The 18,779-nt window shown below is 60.5% G+C and carries 17 protein-coding genes; 3 read left to right on the top strand and 14 right to left on the bottom strand.

All coding sequences use genetic code 11. The features are described 5' to 3' along the window. Nucleotides 1-198: 198 nt before the first annotated feature. The 3 genes from BMX92_RS23230 to BMX92_RS23220 form a co-directional block, all read right to left on the bottom strand. Nucleotides 199-1,182, bottom strand: a complete 984-nt coding sequence (locus BMX92_RS23230; RefSeq protein ID WP_093020996.1) for a FecR family protein — start codon at nt 1,180-1,182, stop codon at nt 199-201. Nucleotides 1,183-1,264: 82 nt separating this feature from the next. Then, nucleotides 1,265-1,777, bottom strand: a complete 513-nt coding sequence (locus BMX92_RS23225) for a sigma-70 family RNA polymerase sigma factor (RefSeq protein ID WP_093020994.1) — start codon at nt 1,775-1,777, stop codon at nt 1,265-1,267. A gap of 447 nt (nt 1,778-2,224) precedes the next feature. Then, complete coding sequence (locus tag BMX92_RS23220; RefSeq protein ID WP_093020992.1) at nt 2,225-2,953, bottom strand: EAL domain-containing protein; 729 nt, start codon at nt 2,951-2,953, stop codon at nt 2,225-2,227. Between the two features lie 297 nt (nt 2,954-3,250). Between BMX92_RS23220 and BMX92_RS23215 the strand changes: the two genes are divergently transcribed. Beyond that, the gene (locus BMX92_RS23215; RefSeq protein WP_143066857.1) at nt 3,251-3,658 is read left to right on the top strand and encodes a hypothetical protein; all 408 of its coding nucleotides are present in this window, start codon (nt 3,251-3,253) and stop codon (nt 3,656-3,658) included. Nucleotides 3,659-3,844: 186 nt separating this feature from the next. Here BMX92_RS23215 and BMX92_RS23210 read toward each other — a convergent pair whose 3' ends face one another. From BMX92_RS23210 to BMX92_RS23200, 3 genes are all read right to left on the bottom strand, one after another. Then, complete coding sequence (locus BMX92_RS23210; protein ID WP_093020988.1) at nt 3,845-5,689, bottom strand: sensor domain-containing phosphodiesterase; 1,845 nt, start codon at nt 5,687-5,689, stop codon at nt 3,845-3,847. Between the two features lie 430 nt (nt 5,690-6,119). Then, nucleotides 6,120-7,310: an MFS transporter gene (locus BMX92_RS23205; protein WP_093020986.1), complete on the bottom strand. Its 1,191-nt coding sequence runs from the start codon at nt 7,308-7,310 to the stop codon at nt 6,120-6,122. A 13-nt stretch (nt 7,311-7,323) separates the two neighbouring features. After that, on the bottom strand, nt 7,324-8,358 hold the full coding sequence (locus tag BMX92_RS23200) for an aldo/keto reductase (protein ID WP_093021015.1): 1,035 nt from the start codon (nt 8,356-8,358) through the stop codon (nt 7,324-7,326). Between the two features lie 100 nt (nt 8,359-8,458). On the opposite strand from BMX92_RS23200, the gene BMX92_RS23195 reads away from it, so the two are divergent. Further along, nucleotides 8,459-9,352 (top strand): LysR family transcriptional regulator, encoded by an 894-nt coding sequence (locus BMX92_RS23195; RefSeq protein ID WP_371262514.1) that lies wholly within the window; start codon nt 8,459-8,461, stop codon nt 9,350-9,352. A gap of 74 nt (nt 9,353-9,426) precedes the next feature. Here the strand turns inward: BMX92_RS23195 and speD are convergent, their stop codons facing one another. From speD to BMX92_RS23160, 8 genes are read right to left on the bottom strand one after another with little or no spacing between them, the layout of a single operon-like run. Next, entirely contained in the window at nt 9,427-9,825 is a 399-nt protein-coding gene (speD, locus tag BMX92_RS23190) for an adenosylmethionine decarboxylase (protein ID WP_093020982.1), read from the bottom strand. Beyond that, nucleotides 9,822-11,432 (bottom strand): NAD(P)-binding protein, encoded by a 1,611-nt coding sequence (locus BMX92_RS23185; RefSeq protein WP_093020980.1) that lies wholly within the window; start codon nt 11,430-11,432, stop codon nt 9,822-9,824. Before BMX92_RS23185 ends, speD begins: the two co-directional genes overlap by 4 nt. Beyond that, nucleotides 11,422-12,957 (bottom strand): polyamine aminopropyltransferase, encoded by a 1,536-nt coding sequence (locus BMX92_RS23180; RefSeq protein WP_093020978.1) that lies wholly within the window; start codon nt 12,955-12,957, stop codon nt 11,422-11,424. Before BMX92_RS23180 ends, BMX92_RS23185 begins: the two co-directional genes overlap by 11 nt. Beyond that, on the bottom strand, nt 12,950-13,162 hold the full coding sequence (locus BMX92_RS23175; protein ID WP_093020976.1) for a DUF350 domain-containing protein: 213 nt from the start codon (nt 13,160-13,162) through the stop codon (nt 12,950-12,952). The genes BMX92_RS23180 and BMX92_RS23175 overlap by 8 nt, the downstream gene beginning before the upstream one ends. Nucleotides 13,163-13,171: 9 nt before the next feature. Further along, the gene (locus BMX92_RS27530) at nt 13,172-13,318 is read right to left on the bottom strand and encodes a hypothetical protein (protein WP_177185218.1); all 147 of its coding nucleotides are present in this window, start codon (nt 13,316-13,318) and stop codon (nt 13,172-13,174) included. Continuing rightward, nucleotides 13,315-14,655 (bottom strand): DUF4178 domain-containing protein, encoded by a 1,341-nt coding sequence (locus tag BMX92_RS23170; RefSeq protein ID WP_093020974.1) that lies wholly within the window; start codon nt 14,653-14,655, stop codon nt 13,315-13,317. The genes BMX92_RS27530 and BMX92_RS23170 overlap by 4 nt, the downstream gene beginning before the upstream one ends. Next, nucleotides 14,648-15,331, bottom strand: coding sequence for a DUF4178 domain-containing protein (locus BMX92_RS23165; protein WP_093020972.1), 684 nt, complete (start codon nt 15,329-15,331; stop codon nt 14,648-14,650). Before BMX92_RS23165 ends, BMX92_RS23170 begins: the two co-directional genes overlap by 8 nt. A 6-nt stretch (nt 15,332-15,337) precedes the next feature. Next, nucleotides 15,338-16,327 carry an SPFH domain-containing protein gene (locus BMX92_RS23160; RefSeq protein ID WP_093020970.1) on the bottom strand — a complete coding sequence of 330 codons (990 nt, stop codon included), beginning with the start codon at nt 16,325-16,327 and terminating at the stop codon, nt 15,338-15,340. Between the two features lie 410 nt (nt 16,328-16,737). Here BMX92_RS23160 and BMX92_RS23155 point away from each other — a divergent pair, with 410 nt between their 5' ends. Next, nucleotides 16,738-18,771 (top strand): TonB-dependent siderophore receptor, encoded by a 2,034-nt coding sequence (locus tag BMX92_RS23155; RefSeq protein ID WP_256213573.1) that lies wholly within the window; start codon nt 16,738-16,740, stop codon nt 18,769-18,771. Nucleotides 18,772-18,779: the final 8 nt, after the last annotated feature.

The raw sequence follows: 18,779 nt of genomic DNA, 5'->3' as shown, positions 1-18,779 counted from the left end.
CGGCCAGAAGAATTGAATGCGCAATCGCGCGGAAAGAGCGAGCGACGGATGGCGTAAGCGACATGGGATTCCCCCGAGACAGTCAAAATGGGCTGCCCCCGCGGCTGCCCGTACATGCCCTTGCGACGCATTTGCATCACATGGTCGCGGGTATGACTTTTCTCGGAGCAGCTTGCCCCAGCGATGCCTGAAAAAAATTCAGTCGGCCGATGCGCCCCGCACAAACAACACTCCGCCAGGGAGGCGCGTAATTTCCAGTCCGCGCATTTGGGCGAGGGTCGCAAGTGCATCGTCAGGTTGATCGGTGGTGAATGTGCCACTGACCGGCTCCAGTCGGCCCATGGTGCCCCAAATGAAGACTGGAGCCTTGCGATAGCGAGCAATTGCTCGAATTGCCGCAGATACCTCCATGTCGCGTATCAACAACTCTCCTGTGCGCCAGGCAGCTATGTCGTCCGTTGGCAAGCCTGCGGTCCGCTGAACGGCCATTCCACTATCATAGTGGGCGTGCTGGCCCGCCTTCAGAACCAGCGGCGCTCCCTGGATCGATGAGGTCAGCTTGACCGAACCATCGGTCACACCAACATTGACGCCGTCACCGACCCGTTCGACCTCGAACGCTGTGCCGATATCCTGTGTAACCCCGCCCAGGGCAGCCACGCGAAACGGCCTTGCATCATCATGACGCACGTTAAACCATGCCCGCCCTGCCAAAAGCGTGACATCACGCCCCGATGCCTTGAAATCAACCGCAATGGCAGAGCCGCTATCCAGTACCGCTTCCGACCCATCTGCCAATGCTACGCGGCGTACTTGGCCAGTGCTGGTACGATGATCGGCGCGCATCATGAGAGCCAGTTGCGGCCCCGCCATGAGCGCGATCAGCGATGCAGCAACCGCGCCGGCGAGCATGCGACTCTTTCTGGAGGGTAGCCGGCGCAAAGTTCTTCCGCTCCGCCTACGTGGCATTGCACGTGCGGAGAACGCACCTTCGACGCCCTCAAGCCGTCGCCAGAGGGCACGCTCGCGACGGAATATCTGCTCATTGTCTGATAAGCTCCGCCACTGCCGGAAGTCCGCCATTTCCGTCTCGGTGATCTCTCCCGATGCCAGTCGTGCGATCCAGTGATGCGCCTGCGCGCCAGCCTCATCAGGAAGCATGGGAGTTTGCGGATCGGTCATCGGGTCTCCAGAGCCATCTCATGCGGATCGACAGTATGACTGATCGCGGCGCCCATTGCCCAAGTTGTCCGTAAAAAAAACGTCATTCGACCCGACCGTCGCGGGCAGCGGCCAATATGTTGAGGGCCCTCTTGATGTGATTTTCGACAGTCGTGCTACTGATCCCCAGCCGATCAGCGATTGCCCTCTGGGGAATAGCCTCGAACCGGTTCATCCTGAATATCCGGCGCGTAGGCTCAGGCAGCCGCTCAGCTGCGTCTGCAACACGGCGAAGCGCATCCACCGACACCAGGGCATCCTCTAGCGAAGGCTCGTTGTCCTCATCCCACAATGTCGAATGTGCCTCAGCATGCAAGGCAAGCCGCCGGGCCTCATTCTTGCGATGATCCCGCGCGAGATTGGCTGTCAGTCGGAACAGATAGGCCCGCTTATTCAGAATAGGTGGATCATCTTCGACCTTCTGCACCCGAAACCACAGGCTCTGCGCCACATCCTCGGCCGCAGGCTCACTGCCGACGATACGTTTCGCTAATCGTAATAGCGACGGACGTTCTGCCAGCAGCAGGCGTGTCAGTGCTGTCGCGTTCGAGGACATGAGCCCGCGCTTAGAGTTTATGCGACCGACTCGCAATAATGGAGAGGTGGATTTCTTCCGCGGCGCCACATAGGCCGCCAAGGCAACATGGTCGGCCGCTTCCGGCCTCGACCCTTTGTGGTCGTTCAGCCGCCGGATTTCACTTCCCAAGAGCGGAACAGCCGCTTTCCCTTCCCGTACGGTCAGGACGGCAGTGGTTGCCGAAGGCCAGCAACAATTCGCATGGTTTTAATAAAGCTGCCCCTCGGGTGACATCATGCAATGCAGGGAATATCGCGCGTGGATGGGAGAGCCGACCCATTGTTGTGATTTACCACCGACTTTTCCCATCCCGGGTGCGGAATGTCGGCTTCCCGGGTCCGTGCGATCAAACTAGCGGGGTGCTGAATGTAGATTCCACGACCGTAAACGGCCAAAGTTAACATCCGATTTCGATCATTGAAGCCTTCACCGGCTCGAAGCTTGCGCAACAGGAGTTTTGGATTCTTCGGGCAGGGCGGCTTCTGGCAAGACCTTGAATCCGGGACGCGCGAGCAGATAGCCCTGAATATAGCGAACACCGAGGGTGCGAAGCGCTTCATATTCCCCTACCGTTTCGATACCCTCGGCGATTACGGTGATGCCCAGGGAGCGCGCGATCCGAAGGACACCCTCAACGATCAGTCGGCGGGGCATGCTTGTGTCCAGACCACGCACCAGGTCCATGTCGAGCTTGATATAATCAGTCTGGAACTTGGCAAGGAGGCCCAACCCGGCATGGCCTGCGCCAAAATCGTCGATGGCCGTGCCGAACCCCATTTTGCGATAGGAATCAACGATGGTCTGCACATGGTCTGTGTCGGCTATCTGCTCGTTCTCCGTAAATTCGAAAATTAGCCGATCGGTGGGAAAGCCGGTTCTCTTAGCAGTCTTCAAGGTCAGCTGGATGCACGCAACGGGCGAATAGACCGCGTTAGGTAAGAAATTGATCGACAGCCGGGCGTTTGTGTCGAGGATGCCGGCGGCGACCGCCCCTTCGATCGCAGCGACGCGACACTGCTGATCGAAGGCATAGCGGTTCTGAGGCGTGACCCGCGCAAGGACTTCCCCCGCGCCTTCGCCGTTGATACCGCGCACAAGGGCTTCAAACGCAAATGGTCGTCCCGACTCGATATCGACAATCGGCTGATAAGCCATTGCGATATCGAAAGGATGCCCGTCCTGCTTGCAACCTTCACAACTTGTCTGCACGTATATGCCTCCTGAACTTTGAGGCTACCGCCGAGATGCTAACAGCCTGTGAAGCAAAGCTTTCCTACAGTGCGATTAAAAGGTGTCATTTCAGCAAGACGGTTGTTGATTGGCGGGTCTCTGGTGAAATGGCGGATAAAATCCGGCCAGATTCGCGGCTGATCAGAAAGAGGGACATTCGCGTGAAATCGAGCAGGTTGGCATAGTCGGATATGGTGGCATATCGATGCGCAAGCGGACCGAATGGCAAAGGCGTTTCATGTTTTGCGCCATGGCGATCCTAACCGGACTGGCCTTTTGCCAATGCCGCTGCTTGTTCCCTATGCAAAATGGGGCGTTTTCGCCGCAGTGGTGATGTGGCCGTTGATTGCGATCGACGCGGATCGTCGCCGTCGAGGCCACGTCCACCCGGCGATGTGGTGGGGCACCGCGACCCTCATCCTTACGCAGGTCTCTGTGACTTTGATGGCGCATAGCGCGTTCGGCCTCAAGCTTTACGCCGTGAGCACTGAGGGCTATCGCGGCGCGGCAATCGCACCACTTGCGTTTCCCATGCCGCCAGCAGGCCCGTTGATTGCGGGGCGATATTCAGACGGGCAGGGCCAAACTTACACCTTAGTAGGAAAATCGATCGAATTTTTGGGTGGCTAATCCAACAAGCAGAGTAATGATTAGACACGTCGCCATCCAACTGCGGATGTTTGATCGCCAGAGGCCGGCTCACAGCTTTCTGCGCGTCCTCCCCAACAGGTTTTCGTTCTTTCCAGGTGGCAATCCGTATTTCCAGCCCCCTTTGAAACATCACGCGACTGCTTTCGTCGTAGCTCGGATGGCTTATCACTCGGTTCCCGCTGCCCGTCCTTCCGACATTTCGTCAGGCGAACGCCGCCAAAGGGCTTCGATGGTACGGCATGCACCCGACCACTGCGCGTAAAGATGAAGGAGTTTAGTCATCTCTGAGCGGGAAACAGCTGGCGAATAGAGGAACCCCTGTCCAATGCGACACCCCAAAGCCAGTAGATGACGCGCCTGGCTCTCCGTCTCGATGCCTTCTGCCAAAAGGCGAATATCCAGTTTCTGGCCGATGGACGAAAGCCCTTCGACGATTGCCGCACTGGGGCTACCACTTTTGAGGCCCGCAACGAACGAACGGTCAATCTTTATTATGTCGACCGGTACCGTTAGAAGATGGGTCAGCGACGCAAAGCCCGTACCAAAGTCGTCGAGCGCAACCTTGAGACCATGATGTCGCATTTGTGCAATTTTGGCACCGACATCGTCGTCGCGATCATCGAGATAAACCCCTTCTGTAACTTCAACGATCAGATGTTTAAGAGGCACATTTGCCTTTGCAAACCCGGCGCTGAGATATTCATGGACCGGTATGTTCCTGCGCAGGTCGGCTGAAGATATATTCAGCCCCACATGTTGAAAAGCCACGCCTTCGTCGAGCCAGTGGCGCACGTCATTTGCAACATTTTCCAACATGACGTCGGTAATGGCCTGGGCGATGTCCATGTCTGACATCGCCTCATGGAATTCGCCTGCGGTCCGCACTTTGCCTTCGGGAGTGATCATGCGACATAACGCTTCGACCCCAACGATTTCTGCGGTGTCGAGACGAACAACAGGTTGATAATAAGGTTTGATCCTGCCCTCCCGGAGGGCAACGCCAACTTCCTGAATAGTGGAGAGCCTCTGCGTGATCGCCGTGCCGAGACCGCGCCAATAACGGACAAATCCCCCTCGCCCTGTCTCCTTGGCATGATAGAGGGCATGATCCGCATTTAGCCGTACACTTTGTGGCAAAGGATCGCCATCAGATACGATAGCACCGCCAATCGTGGCGCGTGGGTAAAGGCTATGGCCGAGACTTCTGACGGGAAGCAACAGCCGGTCGAGGAGCTCGTACGCCATAGCGTCCAAATCCTGCAGTGCTGCAGGCGACTGTACGATTACGGCAAATTCGTCGCCGCCGATTCTGAATGTGCGGTCAGGAGCTGCTGCGTCTGCCATTCGGTGCGCAACTTCCTGCAGCAAAATATCGCCGGCATGATGTCCGAATGTGTCGTTCACCATTTTGAGATTATCAAGATCAATTGCCAATAGCGCCCAAGCGCCCGGCTGCGAACAGTCCAAGGCGTCGAGGGCCGAGTTGAATCCATTGCGGTTGGGAAGACCTGTCAGCCCGTCGATCCGCGCCAACTTTTCACGTTCTTCCACACGATCGCGGCGCTCGAAAGCGATGACGCATAGGTTGACGCAAGCTTCGACGATATCTCGTTCTAATTTTGTCGGCCCCCTATGTCCTCGATAATAGAAAGCGAAAGTCCCGATAGCCTCCCCTTTGCCGTTACGGATTGGCGTCGACCAGCAGGCGCGATAGTCGAGCTGGGCGACCAAATCGCGATAGTCGCTCCATAACGGATCGGTCATAATGTCTTGGACCGCAACGTCAGTTCGGAGGAAGGCCGCCGTGCCGCAGGAACCTACCGAAGGACCAATCGACAAACCATCTAGTGCTCGCGAATAATCGGGTGGCAGGGAGGGTGCTGCGAGCGGATGCAGAAGCCCCGCAGCATCAACTGTGAGGATCGAACACGCCGCGTCTGGCACAATGGCCTCTACCTCCAGGCACAGCCTCTCCGCCGTCGCCGACAAATTCTCACCCTTGGCAATCATCTCCAATATTACGTTCTGTATACGTAACAATTTATTATCCTATCGGTGCGATAATTTAGAGTTCGGCCTTTCTTGTAAAAACGGTGTGGAGTAATATTATAAACAAGCCGATAATTTGTTGAGAACCAATGCAGTCTAGAAGTGACTCGCCCATGGCTCGCACCAAGTGCGTGATGAAATGGGCTGTTTCATGCTCGTCTCGAACATCGTGATGCTCTTTAGGCAAGACGGCATTGCCTTTAACGAAGAGTGCATACCCGAACGGCCTGTTAAGCTCGGCGAAATGATGGGGAACCGCTTGACGTGAGGCCCGGTAGGTCACCGCAAGTCAATTTCGACCCAAATCGGCCGTCAGGGCGCATTTCGCCGATCCCCAAAAGCAGTCGGACTGCTTTGCATCATTGTCCGCGCAGTCACCGGAGACCTCGGTTCAGTTCACCTCACCGCATAGCCCTTTAGCAATGCAGGCGCGATCGGAAGAAGCTTTCCGGACGCTCATAAGAACGGCAAGCAGGCCGACACCCGACGCAGCAGCCCCGGCAAGCGAGACAAAGGGCAGACTCAGACCCGCAGCGATCACTCCGCCGCCCAACGCAGCACCGATCGCGTTGCCAAGGTTGAAGGCACCGATATTCATCGAGGATGCAAGGTTCGGTGCATCTGCGGCAGCGCTCATCACCCGCACCTGTAGCGGCGGCACAAGGGCGAAGCTGGCGATGCCCCACAGCAGAATCAGGATTGCGGTAGGCCCGGCGAACGGCATGGCAAAGGCGAATGCGATCAAGATGGCCGTCAACGCGGCTAGCGTCACGATCAGGGTATTGTCGACGGAATAATCGGCAAAACGCCCACCAAGCCAGTTGCCGATGGTCAGTCCCACGCCATAGGTTACCAGCATCGCAGTCACGAAAGCGATCGAGCCATGGGTCTGCTCGCGCAGGATCGGCGTGATATAGGTGAAGACAGTGAACATCGCGCTGGCACCGACGACGGTCAGGCCGAGCGCCGCCAGCACCGGCCCGCGCATCAATACGCGCAGTTCCGATCGGGCATCGCCGTCACGCGGCGGCGCTATGTCCGGCAACGTCATGCGCAGCGCCACGATGGTCAGAACACCCAATCCCGCGATGCCCCAGAAGGCAGCGCGCCACCCCATGACTTCGCCAGCCCATGTCGCGAGTGGTACGCCGACGACATTGGCGATCGTCAGCCCCATGAACATGGCCGCGACCGCGCCGGCCTGACGCTGGACCGGGACAAGGCTGGCCGCGACGATCGATCCGACGCCGAAAAAGGCACCATGGTTGAGGGATGTGATGATCCGCGCAAACAGCAGCATGGCATAATTGTTTGACAGGGCCGCGATCAGGTTGCCCATCGTGAAGATGGCGGCAAGGCCGATCAGCAAGGTGCGGCGTGGCAATCGGCCGGTGGTCAGCGTCATCAGCGGCGCGCCCAGCATGACACCGATCGCATAGGCGCTGATCAACAGTCCGGCGGCGGGGATGGAAACGCCAAGATCTGCTGCGATGACCGGCAACAAGCCCATCGGCGCGAATTCTGTGACGCCGATGCCGAAGGCACCAGCCGCCAGAGCCAAAAGCGGTGGATTGATCTTCATGATATTCCACCGGTCAGACGAGCGGCGGGTTCAGGCGAGCAAAACCCTCCTGCTGATGATAGGGTGTGTGCGGATAGGCCGGCATCACATGGCTGGCCTGATCGAGCTGGGCGATCTGTTCGACGGTCAGCGACCAGCCGACCGCGCCGAGATTCTGGCGTAGCTGTTCTTCATTGCGCGCACCGATGATGACCGATGATACTGTCGGTCGCTGCAACAGCCAGTTGAGCGCGATCTGCGGTACTGTCCTGCCCGTTTCGGCTGCGATCTCGTCCAGCATGTCGATGACGCGATAGAGATGCTCATCTGCGACCGGCGGCGCGAAAGCGGCCGTCTGATGCAGGCGACTGCCTGCCGGAATCGGGCTGCTACGCCGAACCTTCCCGGTCAACCGTCCCCAGCCCAGCGGACTCCACACCATCGCGCCCACAGCTTGATCGCTGGCGAGCGGCATCAGGTCGGCCTCATAGGCCCGACCGATCAGCGAGTAGTAAACCTGATGCGCAACGAAGCGCGGCCAGCCATGGCGGTCCGCCGTGCCCAGAGCCTTCATGAGTTGCCAGCCGGGATAGTTGGAGACGCCGACATGACGCACCTTGCCCGCACGGACGAGTTGGTCGAGCGTCGCCAGCAACTCCTCCGCCGGCGTCGAGGTATCGAAAGCGTGCAATTGCAAAAGGTCGATATGGTCGGTGCCAAGGCGCCGAAGTGCAGCTTCGACCGCGCGGATCAGGCGATTGCGCGAGACACCCCAGTCATTGGGGCCATCGCCCATGGGCAGGCCGGTCTTGGTCGAGATCATCACTGCGTCACGCCGTCCCTTGATCGCCGCGCCCAGAACCTCCTCCGATGCGCCATTTGAATAGACGTCGGCGGTGTCGAACAGGGTAATGCCAGCGTCGAGGCAAATGTCGACCAGACGCCGCGCTTCCTGCGCGTCGCTACTGCCCCAAGCGCCGAACAGGGGGCCTGAGCCGCCGAACGTCCCCGTGCCGAAGCTCAGCGCCGGCACGCGCAGACCTGATGCCCCCAATTGCCGATATTCCATCTGCATCCCTTTCCATTGCGTGATTTGCGCATAGATGGAATGAATCCCTCTCTGCGTTTAGAGGGGTTCAAGGCGAAGGATCTTTGCATTGGATGAAAAGATGTCTGCTAACGCCGATCGGGCACGAGCACTGGAAACATTCGCAGCGGTCGTCGCCGAAGGCAGTTTCTCGGCAGCCGGTCGGTTGCTTGGCCTCACTCCCTCTGCGGTCAGCCGGGCAATCGACCGGATCGAGGATCGACTTGGTGTAAGGCTATTGCTGCGCTCGACCCGTGCCCTGACGCTGACGGCCGAGGGGCAAGCGTATCTCGGCAGCGCGCGGCGCATCCTGGCTGATCTGGACGAAGCGGAGCAATCGATAGCCGATTGTGGCGCGCCGCGTGGTCGGCTGCGGGTCAGTGCGGCCCATTCCCATGGCCGACTGTGCATCGTACCGCTTGTTGGAGAATTTACGCAGCTTTATCCTCACATCATGGTCGATATCAGCCTTAGCGATCGGCTGGTCGATATCGCAGCAGGCCAGGCCGACGTCGCGATCCGCTTTGGGCCGCTCGCCGACAGCCCGCTGACCGCGCGCAAGCTGGGCGTGAATGGCCGTGTCATCGTCGCTTCTCCGGACTATCTAAGCCGCCATGGCATGCCTGCGGCGCCCGAAGATCTGCACGACCATAATTGCCTTAATTTCAATTTCCGCCGGGCAGAACCGGTCTGGCCGTTCCGAAAGGATGGGTGCGACTACGCGTTGAGCGTTCGCGGCACGATCGAAGCGAATAATGGCGAAACGCTTGGCCAGCTTGCGGCGGCCGGGGTCGGCATCACGCGCGTGGGTCGGTTCAGTGTCCAGCCCGAACTGGCGTCGGGGCAACTGGTGGCTTTACTGGAAGATTACAATCCGGGCGATATCGAGACGATCCATGCAGTCTTCCTAGGCGGAGCAAACATGCCAGCCCGTGTACGCGTGTTTGTCGACTTCCTCGCAGAGCGGCTGATCTGACGCCACGTCGGACCCGGCCCCTTGAACTGCCGCCCTACCACAGACGACCCATAGTTGCCGCTCGACAATCAATTTCAACGTTCCAGTTGCTGACCGTCCGCTTCCCGCCCCAGCTCAGAAAGGTCACCCCGGCGCATTACATTTTGATTTATACGCGCAGGCGACAAATATAGGCATAGCACGTCAAGTGCGGCCGCCGGATCATGGCGCGCACCGCACAGGAAGATATCCACCGCAGCATAACCATGCTCGGGCCATGTGTGGATCGACATGTGGGATTCTGCGAGCAGGGCGACGCCGGTGACGCCCTGTCCTTCACCGAAATGATGGAGATGAAGGCCGATCACCGTCGCTCCGGCGCTCTGTGTTGCGGCACGCAGGGCTGTTTCGATCAGCGCGACATCGTCCAGCACGGGACATCCGTAAAGGTCCGCTAGCAAGTGTCGGCCATCATAGGTCATGGGCAGGATCATAGCAGAGTCTCATGCGGATGGCCGATCGAGGTTAGGGCAGCTTCCGCCGCGGCCATGCCTCGATAATGGGCTTCCTCGAACAGCGACAGCCCGCTTAGGTCCGAATGGGCGCGGAAGAAGGGCGGCTGCATCATCGCGCGTTGTTGTGGTGCGACCTGCCATAGGAACCCTGGTGTTGGCCGGATCATCGCATGGCCCCATTTCCAGAGGTCTATCGAGCGGATTGCGCCCTTGAGATCGGGGTTCATGCCTAGCAGGTCGTCACGCACCAGCCGCCGCCAGTCCGCATCGGACCGTTCAATCAGCAGGCGGCGAGCGGCGGCGGGCGGCATGTCGGACAGGGCCATATACCATGTCAGCACCGTAGGCCCCGCGCGTGAGGCGCTCTGGTGGGTGGCGACGACATAGCCGAGCGAAGCGCTGCTGGCCGATACATTGTCCCATGCAAGCCCGCTGCCCTTACCCTCCGGTGCCCGATCAACCGTGACATTGGCGATCAACCAAGGGGCATAGCTGTAGGCCGCATCGGGTTTCTCGCCCAGCAAGCGACTGGCGATGAATTGGGGCATGGCGAGGATCACCGCGCCGGCGCGATAGCGGATGCTGGTCCCCCGCGCCGCGTCGAAGACATCAACCCTTGCGCCGGCACCGTCGCGCGCAGCGCGGAAAGCGACACGCCCCGTCGCGATGCGATCCCCCAATCGATCGGCCATCAGCCGGGTGAGGTGACCATTCCCCTCGGGCCAGGTCAGTTCATTGTCGCCCGAACCCTCAGCGGTGAAGCCGCGTCGGCTGGCGAAATAATGAATGCCGGCCCAGGCGGAGACGTCGGCTGGTTCGGTGCCATAATCGTCGCGGCAGGCATAGCGGACATGGGCGCGCAGTATCGGCGAATTCCATCCCTGTTGGTCGAGCCATTGCGCGAAGCTGATTCGGTCGAGCGCCAGGAGATCGGCGTCCTGAGCGCTATAGGCGATGGGAATGGCGAAGGCGGGCCGCCCCTGCGCATCGCGGCGGTGAGAAAAATCGGCCATGGCCCGGTCGAAGGCGGCAATCTCAGCCTTGTCCTTGAGCGACAAGCCGGTCTTGGGCACCAGCCCCTCCTGCCATTTCCCCTGCCAGAGCAGCCGTTCCTGCAAATCGGCGCAGAGTTGCAGTGGATCATAGACGGGCTTGCCATCCCGATCGCCCACGATCATGCCAAGTTGCCGCAGCATGTTACGCAGCCCGCGCGCTTCTTCATTGGGGATGGGGAGGTAATGCGCGCCCAGCGGATAGGCCGTGACGGCATTGCGGCTGCTACGGGCATTACCGCCGGGCTGACTTTCCAGTTCGATCAGGCGGAAATCGTCGAAGCCCGCTTCACGCAATCGCCAGCCTGCCGTCAGACCCGCCACGCCGCCCCCGGCGATCAGGACCGGCACGCGCTCCTCGCGCACGGGTTTAGGAAAGGCGCCGTCGCGCAGGCGGTGGCCAAGCGCCATATCTGCGCCGCCGCTGCTGCCCGAAGTCGGCGTTTCGCAGCCCGGCAGGGCCAGCACGGTCGCTGCCGCCACGCCGCCCTTCAGGATAGCGCGTCTGCTAGGAGCGTCGGCGTCAACCTTCATAGCGCGCCCATTCCTCGGCGAAACTACGCACCAGCGCCTGATTGTCGAGCCGGTTCACCGGCACCGGGCGGCGCGCCATGTCGGGCGGAAAGAACAACGCCTGCCGGGCAGTCGCGTCCGATAGGAAGCGGTTGCCCGGCAGCAGGCGCGTCGTCGTGCCAGGATCGGTCAGTCCGGCAAGGATGAAGCCCCATTCGCCGAAACTGGGCACATAGACATGATAGGGGCGGGTCTGGAAACCTGCCGCTTCCAGCGTTTGCGCCACCGTCCAGAAGGCCGCAGGCGCGACCAGCGGCGATGTACTCTGGATCACCGCCATGCCGCCGGGCGCCAGATGCGGGCGCAGCATGCGGTAGAATGTCTCGGTATAGAGCTTGCCGACAGAGAAATCGACCGGATCGGGGAAATCGACGATGATGACGTCGAAGCGTGCCTTCGTCTCACGTACCCAGCGGAAGGCATCAGCGTTGACGACACGCATACGCTTGTCGGTCAGTGCATCGCCATTCAGCGCGCGCAGCAAACCGGTCTGGCTGAACAGGCGGGTCATGGCGGGATCAAGGTCGACCAATGTAACGCTGCGCACGCCGGGATGACGGAACACTTCGCGCGCGGCCAGGCCGTCTCCCCCGCCCAGGATCAACACATGGGCCGGGCGTGCAACGCGGCCCATCGCCGGGTGCACCAGCGCCTCATGATAGCGATATTCGTCGCGTGAGGAGAATTGCAGATTGCCATTGAGGTACAGGCGGATATCGTCGTCATGGCGGGTCAACACCAGCCGCTGATAGGGGCTGGACGTCGCATAGATTACGCGTTCCCCGTAAGCGGCGATTTCCGACCAGCGCTGGATGCGCTCGGCCGCCAGGAAGCCCCCGATCAGGCTGGCCATCACGACAATCGCCAGGACTCGCTCCCACATCAGGCTGGCGCGCGCCGGGACCAGCAACAGCAGAAGCAGTGCGACCCCTACATTGAGCAGGCCGAACATCAGGCCAGTGCGGATCAGTCCCAGGTGCGGCACCAGCAGTAGCGGAAACAGTAGCGACGCTGCCAGAGCCCCGACATAGTCGAAGGTGAGTACGTTCGACACCGTCTCGTTGAAATCGAACCGGTCACGCAAGATGCGCATCAGCAGCGGGATTTCCAGGCCGACGAGGAAACCGATGACGAAGACGAGGCCATAGAGGATCGGCCGAAACTGCTCCACCAGCGGAAAGAGCAGAAATAGGCCGGCCGCCGACCATCCGCCCAGCAGCGCGACCAGTATCTCGACACGGATAAACAAGCGCAGTTCGTCCCGCTTCACATAGCGCGAGCACCAGCTGCCAACGCCCATGGCGAAGAGATAAGTGCCGATGATGATCGAAAATTGCGTGACGCTGTCGCCCAGCAGATAGCTGGCGATCGTCCCTGCCAGCAACTCGTAGATAAGGCCGCAGGTCGCGACAGCGAACACGCTGGCCAGCAGCAGTCCGACCAGCGCGGTGCGCCTGCGCTCGCTCGGCGGCGACGTGTCAGCCATGAATGGCAGCAGCGACGATGATACCGAGCGCGATAGCAATGGCGCCTGCAAACTGCGCGACGGCGACATTCTGCTTATCGCGTATTTCTTCCCACAATTTGCCTGGCGTCAGCAGGTCAAGGATGACGAAGCCGACGACGAAAACGACGATGCCGATCCCGGCATAGACCAACGAATTGAGTAATGTCGGCAGAGAGATGATCATCGACGTCTCCTATTTATGCGTAGGACCATAAGCGCGGGCGGCGCCGGCGGTACGCCCGCCATCGGCGAAAGGGGAATAGCCCTGCGACGCGGCGGCCAGATAAAGGCCCAATACCCCCATGCACCAGAGGGCATAAAGGAAGCTACTGCGGGTCATGGCGATTGCATCCCCTGCAACCAGTCATCGGCGTCAGCTGACGAACCATCCTTCTGCGCGAGCCGGGCATTTTCGAACATGATGTGCAAGATCAGCATCAACAATGGGGGGACCAATATCATCAGCAAGGCCAGCCAGAAATTGGTGGCAAAGCGCGCGCCCCTCGCCACCATCAGATTAACCTCGATCGGGAGCAAGCCTTCGGCTTTATAGGTGGCGCTTGACGCATCAAAGGCCCAGTTGCCCGAACTGCCCCAATGATGCGCCTGTGCATCGACTACCAGATCGTAGGTTCCAGCAGGCAGGCTCGCGACCTTCAAGGTCTGCGATCGCGCGCCTTCGGACCAATAGCCGTCCGAATCCCGCCCCGAATAACGTTCGTTCAACGCATAGGCATCATAGCTGTCCTGCGTCTTGCGATTCACGAAGGATATGTCGATATCTACCCATCCCTGCTCCACACTGGGCGTAAACGCTTCGACGGTCATCGCCTGCTTCCCGAGCGGAAGCACGATCGGGCCGAAGGTCTGCGTGACCGTTGGGCCATCGGGTGTTGCCGACAGGCTGAAGGTTTGCGGCTGCATGGTCCGTCCGAACAGGCTCAGCAGGACTAGCAGCACTACGAAGGACAGGGCGGCGATCGGCCACCAGCCCTTGATCCGCCGGACATAGGGCGAAGGCTGGTGCGCCAGTGGCGTCATGCCGGGTATCCAGACTGGCGGTGGGTCGACGTCGAAGGCGGCCCGTATCTCCCGCCCGGTCAACAGCTCGCTGATCGTCCAGCTTTTTTCCCGATCATCCTGTTCCAGGCTGAGCATGAAGCCCGGGCGCACAAAGTCGCTCGCGCGGACTTCCTCGCCCGGCTTCACCCTCCAGTAGAATTCGCCCGCGACCCGCATCACCCGAGCGGTGTTGCCGCCGTAAAAGGGCGTGAAGCGTCGACTGCCGACGATCTGGTCCGGCCCGTCGCGCTGGGGCGCGCTAGTCAGCATCGTGCCCAGGCTCCACTGGCCATTTTGCGCGATCAGCCAGCGATAGCCTGCATAGGGATTGAACAGCAGATACTCGTCCCAGATCACCCAGCCGTCCGACCGTTGCAGCCAGCCGATCACTTCCCATTCCACGCCGCGCAACGTGCCGCGCGTGCCAAGCGGGATGGCGAGCGACGCCTGTATTTCATTGTAGCGGGTGATGATCCGCGCCGCCGGGTCGGTCGCATCGATCAGCGTGCCGCAATATTCGCAGGCTAGCGTGACTGTATAACCCGCCGCGCGCATCGCGATCGTCCCGCCGCAGGCCGGGCAGGACAGGGAACGGACGCTGCCCTCCTCAGCCATAAGCGGGCAGGCTCCAGCCGGGGAGTTGGCGCAGATGGCGCGGTTGGAGCGAGGCCAGGTTCATATGATGGCCGACATAAAGGGACGGACCGTGCCGATCCTTCTGGAAGGAGGCGCAGCGCCCGTCGCGGTTGCGGAAATCGACGCTCAGCGCGTCCCAGCCGACGGGCGCGGTGAAGGGCAGTTCCCCTTCGCAGCCGATGCAGCGGACGGTGCGGATATCGGCGACCTCATAGGATTGCCCAGCGATATTGCCGCTTTCGCCCGGCTTGACCGGCGTATCGTTCATGAGGCGGCGGATGACTTGCGCCAAAGATCCCGTCAGTTCCACCTCGCGCAGCGCCATGAACTGGCCCATCGCCTCGCCCAGCCACGCGTGGCTGCCGTCAGCAAGCAGCATCAGCCATTCGTTCCAGGCGCCATCGTCCCAGGCCCAGCGCACCCGGCCGATGATCTGGAAATCCTGGTCGAAGCAATTGCCTTCCGTACCGATCTGGATCGGGCTGATGTCGAAGGGCAACACGGCTGCCTCGCCCCCATTTTCTGTGACTTGGCCCTGCGCATCCTGATTGTAACGGACGACGAGCGTGCGACAATAGTCGCACACCCGGACGGGCAGCGCCGGCGAGCGGAAGACGACCTCCGCGCCGCAAGTGGGACAAGCAACCGACTGCATGTGAAGTTAACGGATACGACCCAGCAATTCTGCCTTCTTCGCATCGAATTCGGCTTGGGTCAGCGCCCCCATATCTAGCAGCTTGTGCAGCTTTTCGATCAGCGCAAACGGGTCTTCGGCCGGGGCCGGGGGCGCGCTGGCTGCGCCGCCCAACGCGCCAGCCATCGCCTGCCCAATGGCAAGCCCAGCCGCCGCGCCCGCACCGATGCCGGCCACGCCACCGGACTGCGCCGCCGCCGTCTCGATCGCTTCGGCCGCCTGGAATTTGGCGTAGCGGTCGAGGTCGCCCAGCACGCGCATCGAACTGGCCTTGTCCAAATGCTTCTGCACCTCTTCAGGCAAGGACAGGCTTTCGACGAAGAAGCTTTCGACCGACAGCCCCCATTGCGAGAAGGCCGGCGCGACCGCTGCCTTCAGCGCCTCGGACAAAGCGGTCTGGCTGGCCGCCAGGTCCAGGAAAGCAGTGCCGCCGCCAGCCACCCCGGTCGCAAGCGCGGTCTGGATCGCGGCGCGCAACTGCGGTTCGATATCCGCGACCTTCACCTCGCCCAGCGTGCCCATGATGCGCGACGCGAAGGGCGCGACCTCCTTGACGCGGAAGCTGTAGCTGCCAAAGGCGCGGACGCGCAGCGGTCCCAGTTCGGGATCGCGCAGCGTCACCGGCTGCACCGTTCCCCATTTCAGGCCGATCTGCTCCTTTTCGGAGAAGAAATAGACGTCGGACTTGAAGGGCGACTTGAAGCCCTTGTCCCAGTTCATGATAGCCGTCGTCAGCGGCAGGGTCGATGTATCGAGCGTGTAGAGGCCGGGACCAAACATGTCAGCGATCCGGCCTTCGTTGAAGAAGGCGGCGATCTGCCCCTCCCGCACCGTCAGTTGCGCGCCATTCTGGATTTCCCGATCGGCCAGCGGCACGCGCCAGCCCAATTGTCCCGGCTCTTCCACCCAGTCGATGACATCGACGAACTGCTTCGACAGAAAATCCAATATGCCCATGTCGCTCCCCTGCGCTGGCCGCCAGTTTAGAATGGTAGGTTCGCGGGACAAGCGAAATTACGGCATCCGAGGTTTACGACATTTTTCTGATCTTATCCGTGTTCTCGATTTGTTTCGGCTTGCGACCCTTCTTTGCCATTCGGCTTCTAAATGGACGATCCCGGGTGCGGAAGGTCCGCTCGTAAGCGAGTCGCAAGCTTCGCCCCATATTGGAGGTCAGATCCACCTTCGGCCGGTAATAAGCTGCGAGAATGGAATTGGTGGCTTGCGCCGCCCATCGAGACCCCGTATCGCGACTCACTATCATTAGCGAAACTAACACGGGGGTTGTTTTGTCCATATTACGCGCGACGCTGTTTGCGTCTGCCTCCTTCTGGGCCTCGGTAGCCGTTGCCCAGGAACCCCCTGCGTTGGCACCGGATGCGGCCGTAGCCGATAGCGATCAGATCATCGTAACGGGCCGCGCCCAGCGCTTGTACCGCACCGAAACCACGACGGTCGGCAAAAGCGCCGAGGACCCGCTCGACATTCCGCAGGCGTTGCAGGTGATCAACAAGGATCTCTTTGCCGACCAGGGCGCACGCGACGCGACCGACATTTATCGCAATATTTCGGGTGTCAGCTTCTTCAGCTATGCAGGCGTCACCTTCCGCGGCTTTCGCCAGGACCAATCCTTCTACGACGGGATGCGCGGCAATCCGTTCATCGGCTTTTCCGTGCCTCAGCTATTCAATATCGAACGGGTAGAGGTGTTGAAGGGACCGGCGGGGCTTTTCTTTGGTCCGGGGTCTCCCGGCGGCATCATCAACTATGTGTCGAAGGTGCCCAGCGACTCCAGCGCCATGCGCCTGGTCGCGACGGCGGGCAATTATGACCGGCGTGGCATATCCGCCGAAGCAACTGGTCCGATCGACAAGGACGGGGTCGTCACCTACCGCCTCGGCGGCTTTTACGAGGCGATGAATCCCTATCGGCGGAACACTAAAAATGTGTCGCTGATCGGCGATGGCGGCCTAGCCATCAAGACCAACGATGGCGGCAAGCTGACTTTGCAGGCGACGGTCTATGACAATGATCTTCAGGCGAACCGCCTGCGCGGCATATTGACCGACAATGACGGCAATTTCCTCACCGACATTCGCTGGAATGCCAACGAACCTACCGACTTTCTGCATCTCAAGTCACAGGCCTATCAGGCGCGCTATGCGACCGCGATCGGGGACCGGGTCACGTTCGATGCGGGCGTCCGCTATTTCAAGGCGACCGAAACGCAGCAATATCATGAACCGCGCGGATTGGTCGCAGGTAGCACCGACTTGGTCGCGCGCGAGTTTCGCGATCAGATCCGCGATGTCGATGGCCTGTCCTTCTCCGCCAACCTGACGGCGCGCGTCGACATATTGGGCATGGAGCATAAATTCCAGACCGGGGCGGACTGGTATGACGAGACGAGCGTGCTTAATTCGCGCATCCTGCGCGCGGGCGTGACGCCGCTCAGCCTCAGCGACCCCGTCTACACCAACAGCGCGCGCGATGTGGCGCGCGCCGCGCTGCTGCCGTTCACTGTCACAGATACGCGCACGAAGCGCCAGGGCGCCTATCTTCAGGACCAGATCAGCCTGAGCGATGCTTTCAAGCTCGTCGGTGGCGTGCGCTACGACAAATTCGAGGATCGCGTAGTCAACACCGCTTCTTATAAGGATGACGATATCACCTTCCGCACCGGCGCGATCTACAAGCCGCGCAAGGATGTCTCCGTCTATCTGAGCTGGTCGCAAAGTTTCGAGCCGCAGACCGCCGCCAGCCAGAATGGCGATGTGGGCGGTCCCTTCGCGCCCGTCACCGGCGACCAGTTCGAAGGCGGCATCAAGACCGACCTGTTCGACGGCAGGCTCCAGGCTAATCTGGCTGCCTATCGCATCGTCCGCAAGAATATCCTGCAGGCCGATACCAGCCTGCCGCCTGTCAACGGGCAGGACCAGCTACGCCCGATCGGCGAGGTGACGAGCAAGGGGTTCGAGATCGATCTATCGACCGACATTACCGCCAATTGGGTGGCGCTGGTCAATTATGGTTATAACGACACAAAGATCACCGGCACGATTGCGGGTCAGGCGATCACCAACGCCGTCGGTAACCGCTTTGCCAATGCGCCCAAGCACAAGATCGGCTTCTGGACCCGCTATCAGGTGCCAACGATTGACGCGGCCTTTGCGGTCGGGGGTGAGCATGTGTCGAAGCGCATCAGCCTGTCGGGGCAGACCGTGAAGCCCTATACGATCTTCGACGCATCGATCACCAAGGGGCTTGGCTTTGCCGAATTGCTGCTGAGGGTCGATAATATCTTCGACAAAGTCTATGCCGCATCGGGCTTTTCGGCGCAGAGCGGGCATTTTCCGGGCGAACCGCGGACATTCCTGGCCGAACTGCGCTTTCAATTCTGACCATGGAT

It is taken from the genome of Sphingobium sp. YR768 (assembly GCF_900111125.1).
Taxonomy (GTDB): domain Bacteria; phylum Pseudomonadota; class Alphaproteobacteria; order Sphingomonadales; family Sphingomonadaceae; genus Sphingobium.
The sequence above is the reverse complement of the archived record's forward strand: the minus strand, read 5'-3'. Positions and strand labels throughout refer to the sequence as shown.

Bases quoted from the DNA above. Each gene is read 5' to 3' on its own strand.
- BMX92_RS23230 (WP_093020996.1), bottom strand. From the start codon at position 1,182: ATGACCGATCCGCAAACTCCCATGCTTCCTGATGAGGCTGGCGCGCAG.
- BMX92_RS23225 (WP_093020994.1), bottom strand. From the start codon at position 1,777: ATGTCCTCGAACGCGACAGCACTGACACGCCTGCTGCTGGCAGAACGT.
- BMX92_RS23220 (WP_093020992.1), bottom strand. From the start codon at position 2,953: ATGGCTTATCAGCCGATTGTCGATATCGAGTCGGGACGACCATTTGCG.
- BMX92_RS23215 (WP_143066857.1), top strand. From the start codon at position 3,251: ATGGCAAAGGCGTTTCATGTTTTGCGCCATGGCGATCCTAACCGGACT.
- BMX92_RS23210 (WP_093020988.1), bottom strand. From the start codon at position 5,689: ATGATTGCCAAGGGTGAGAATTTGTCGGCGACGGCGGAGAGGCTGTGC.
- BMX92_RS23205 (WP_093020986.1), bottom strand. From the start codon at position 7,310: ATGAAGATCAATCCACCGCTTTTGGCTCTGGCGGCTGGTGCCTTCGGC.
- BMX92_RS23200 (WP_093021015.1), bottom strand. From the start codon at position 8,358: ATGGAATATCGGCAATTGGGGGCATCAGGTCTGCGCGTGCCGGCGCTG.
- BMX92_RS23195 (WP_371262514.1), top strand. From the start codon at position 8,459: ATGTCTGCTAACGCCGATCGGGCACGAGCACTGGAAACATTCGCAGCG.
- speD (WP_093020982.1), bottom strand. From the start codon at position 9,825: ATGATCCTGCCCATGACCTATGATGGCCGACACTTGCTAGCGGACCTT.
- BMX92_RS23185 (WP_093020980.1), bottom strand. From the start codon at position 11,432: ATGAAGGTTGACGCCGACGCTCCTAGCAGACGCGCTATCCTGAAGGGC.
- BMX92_RS23180 (WP_093020978.1), bottom strand. From the start codon at position 12,957: ATGGCTGACACGTCGCCGCCGAGCGAGCGCAGGCGCACCGCGCTGGTC.
- BMX92_RS23175 (WP_093020976.1), bottom strand. From the start codon at position 13,162: ATGATCATCTCTCTGCCGACATTACTCAATTCGTTGGTCTATGCCGGG.
- BMX92_RS27530 (WP_177185218.1), bottom strand. From the start codon at position 13,318: ATGACCCGCAGTAGCTTCCTTTATGCCCTCTGGTGCATGGGGGTATTG.
- BMX92_RS23170 (WP_093020974.1), bottom strand. From the start codon at position 14,655: ATGGCTGAGGAGGGCAGCGTCCGTTCCCTGTCCTGCCCGGCCTGCGGC.
- BMX92_RS23165 (WP_093020972.1), bottom strand. From the start codon at position 15,331: ATGCAGTCGGTTGCTTGTCCCACTTGCGGCGCGGAGGTCGTCTTCCGC.
- BMX92_RS23160 (WP_093020970.1), bottom strand. From the start codon at position 16,327: ATGGGCATATTGGATTTTCTGTCGAAGCAGTTCGTCGATGTCATCGAC.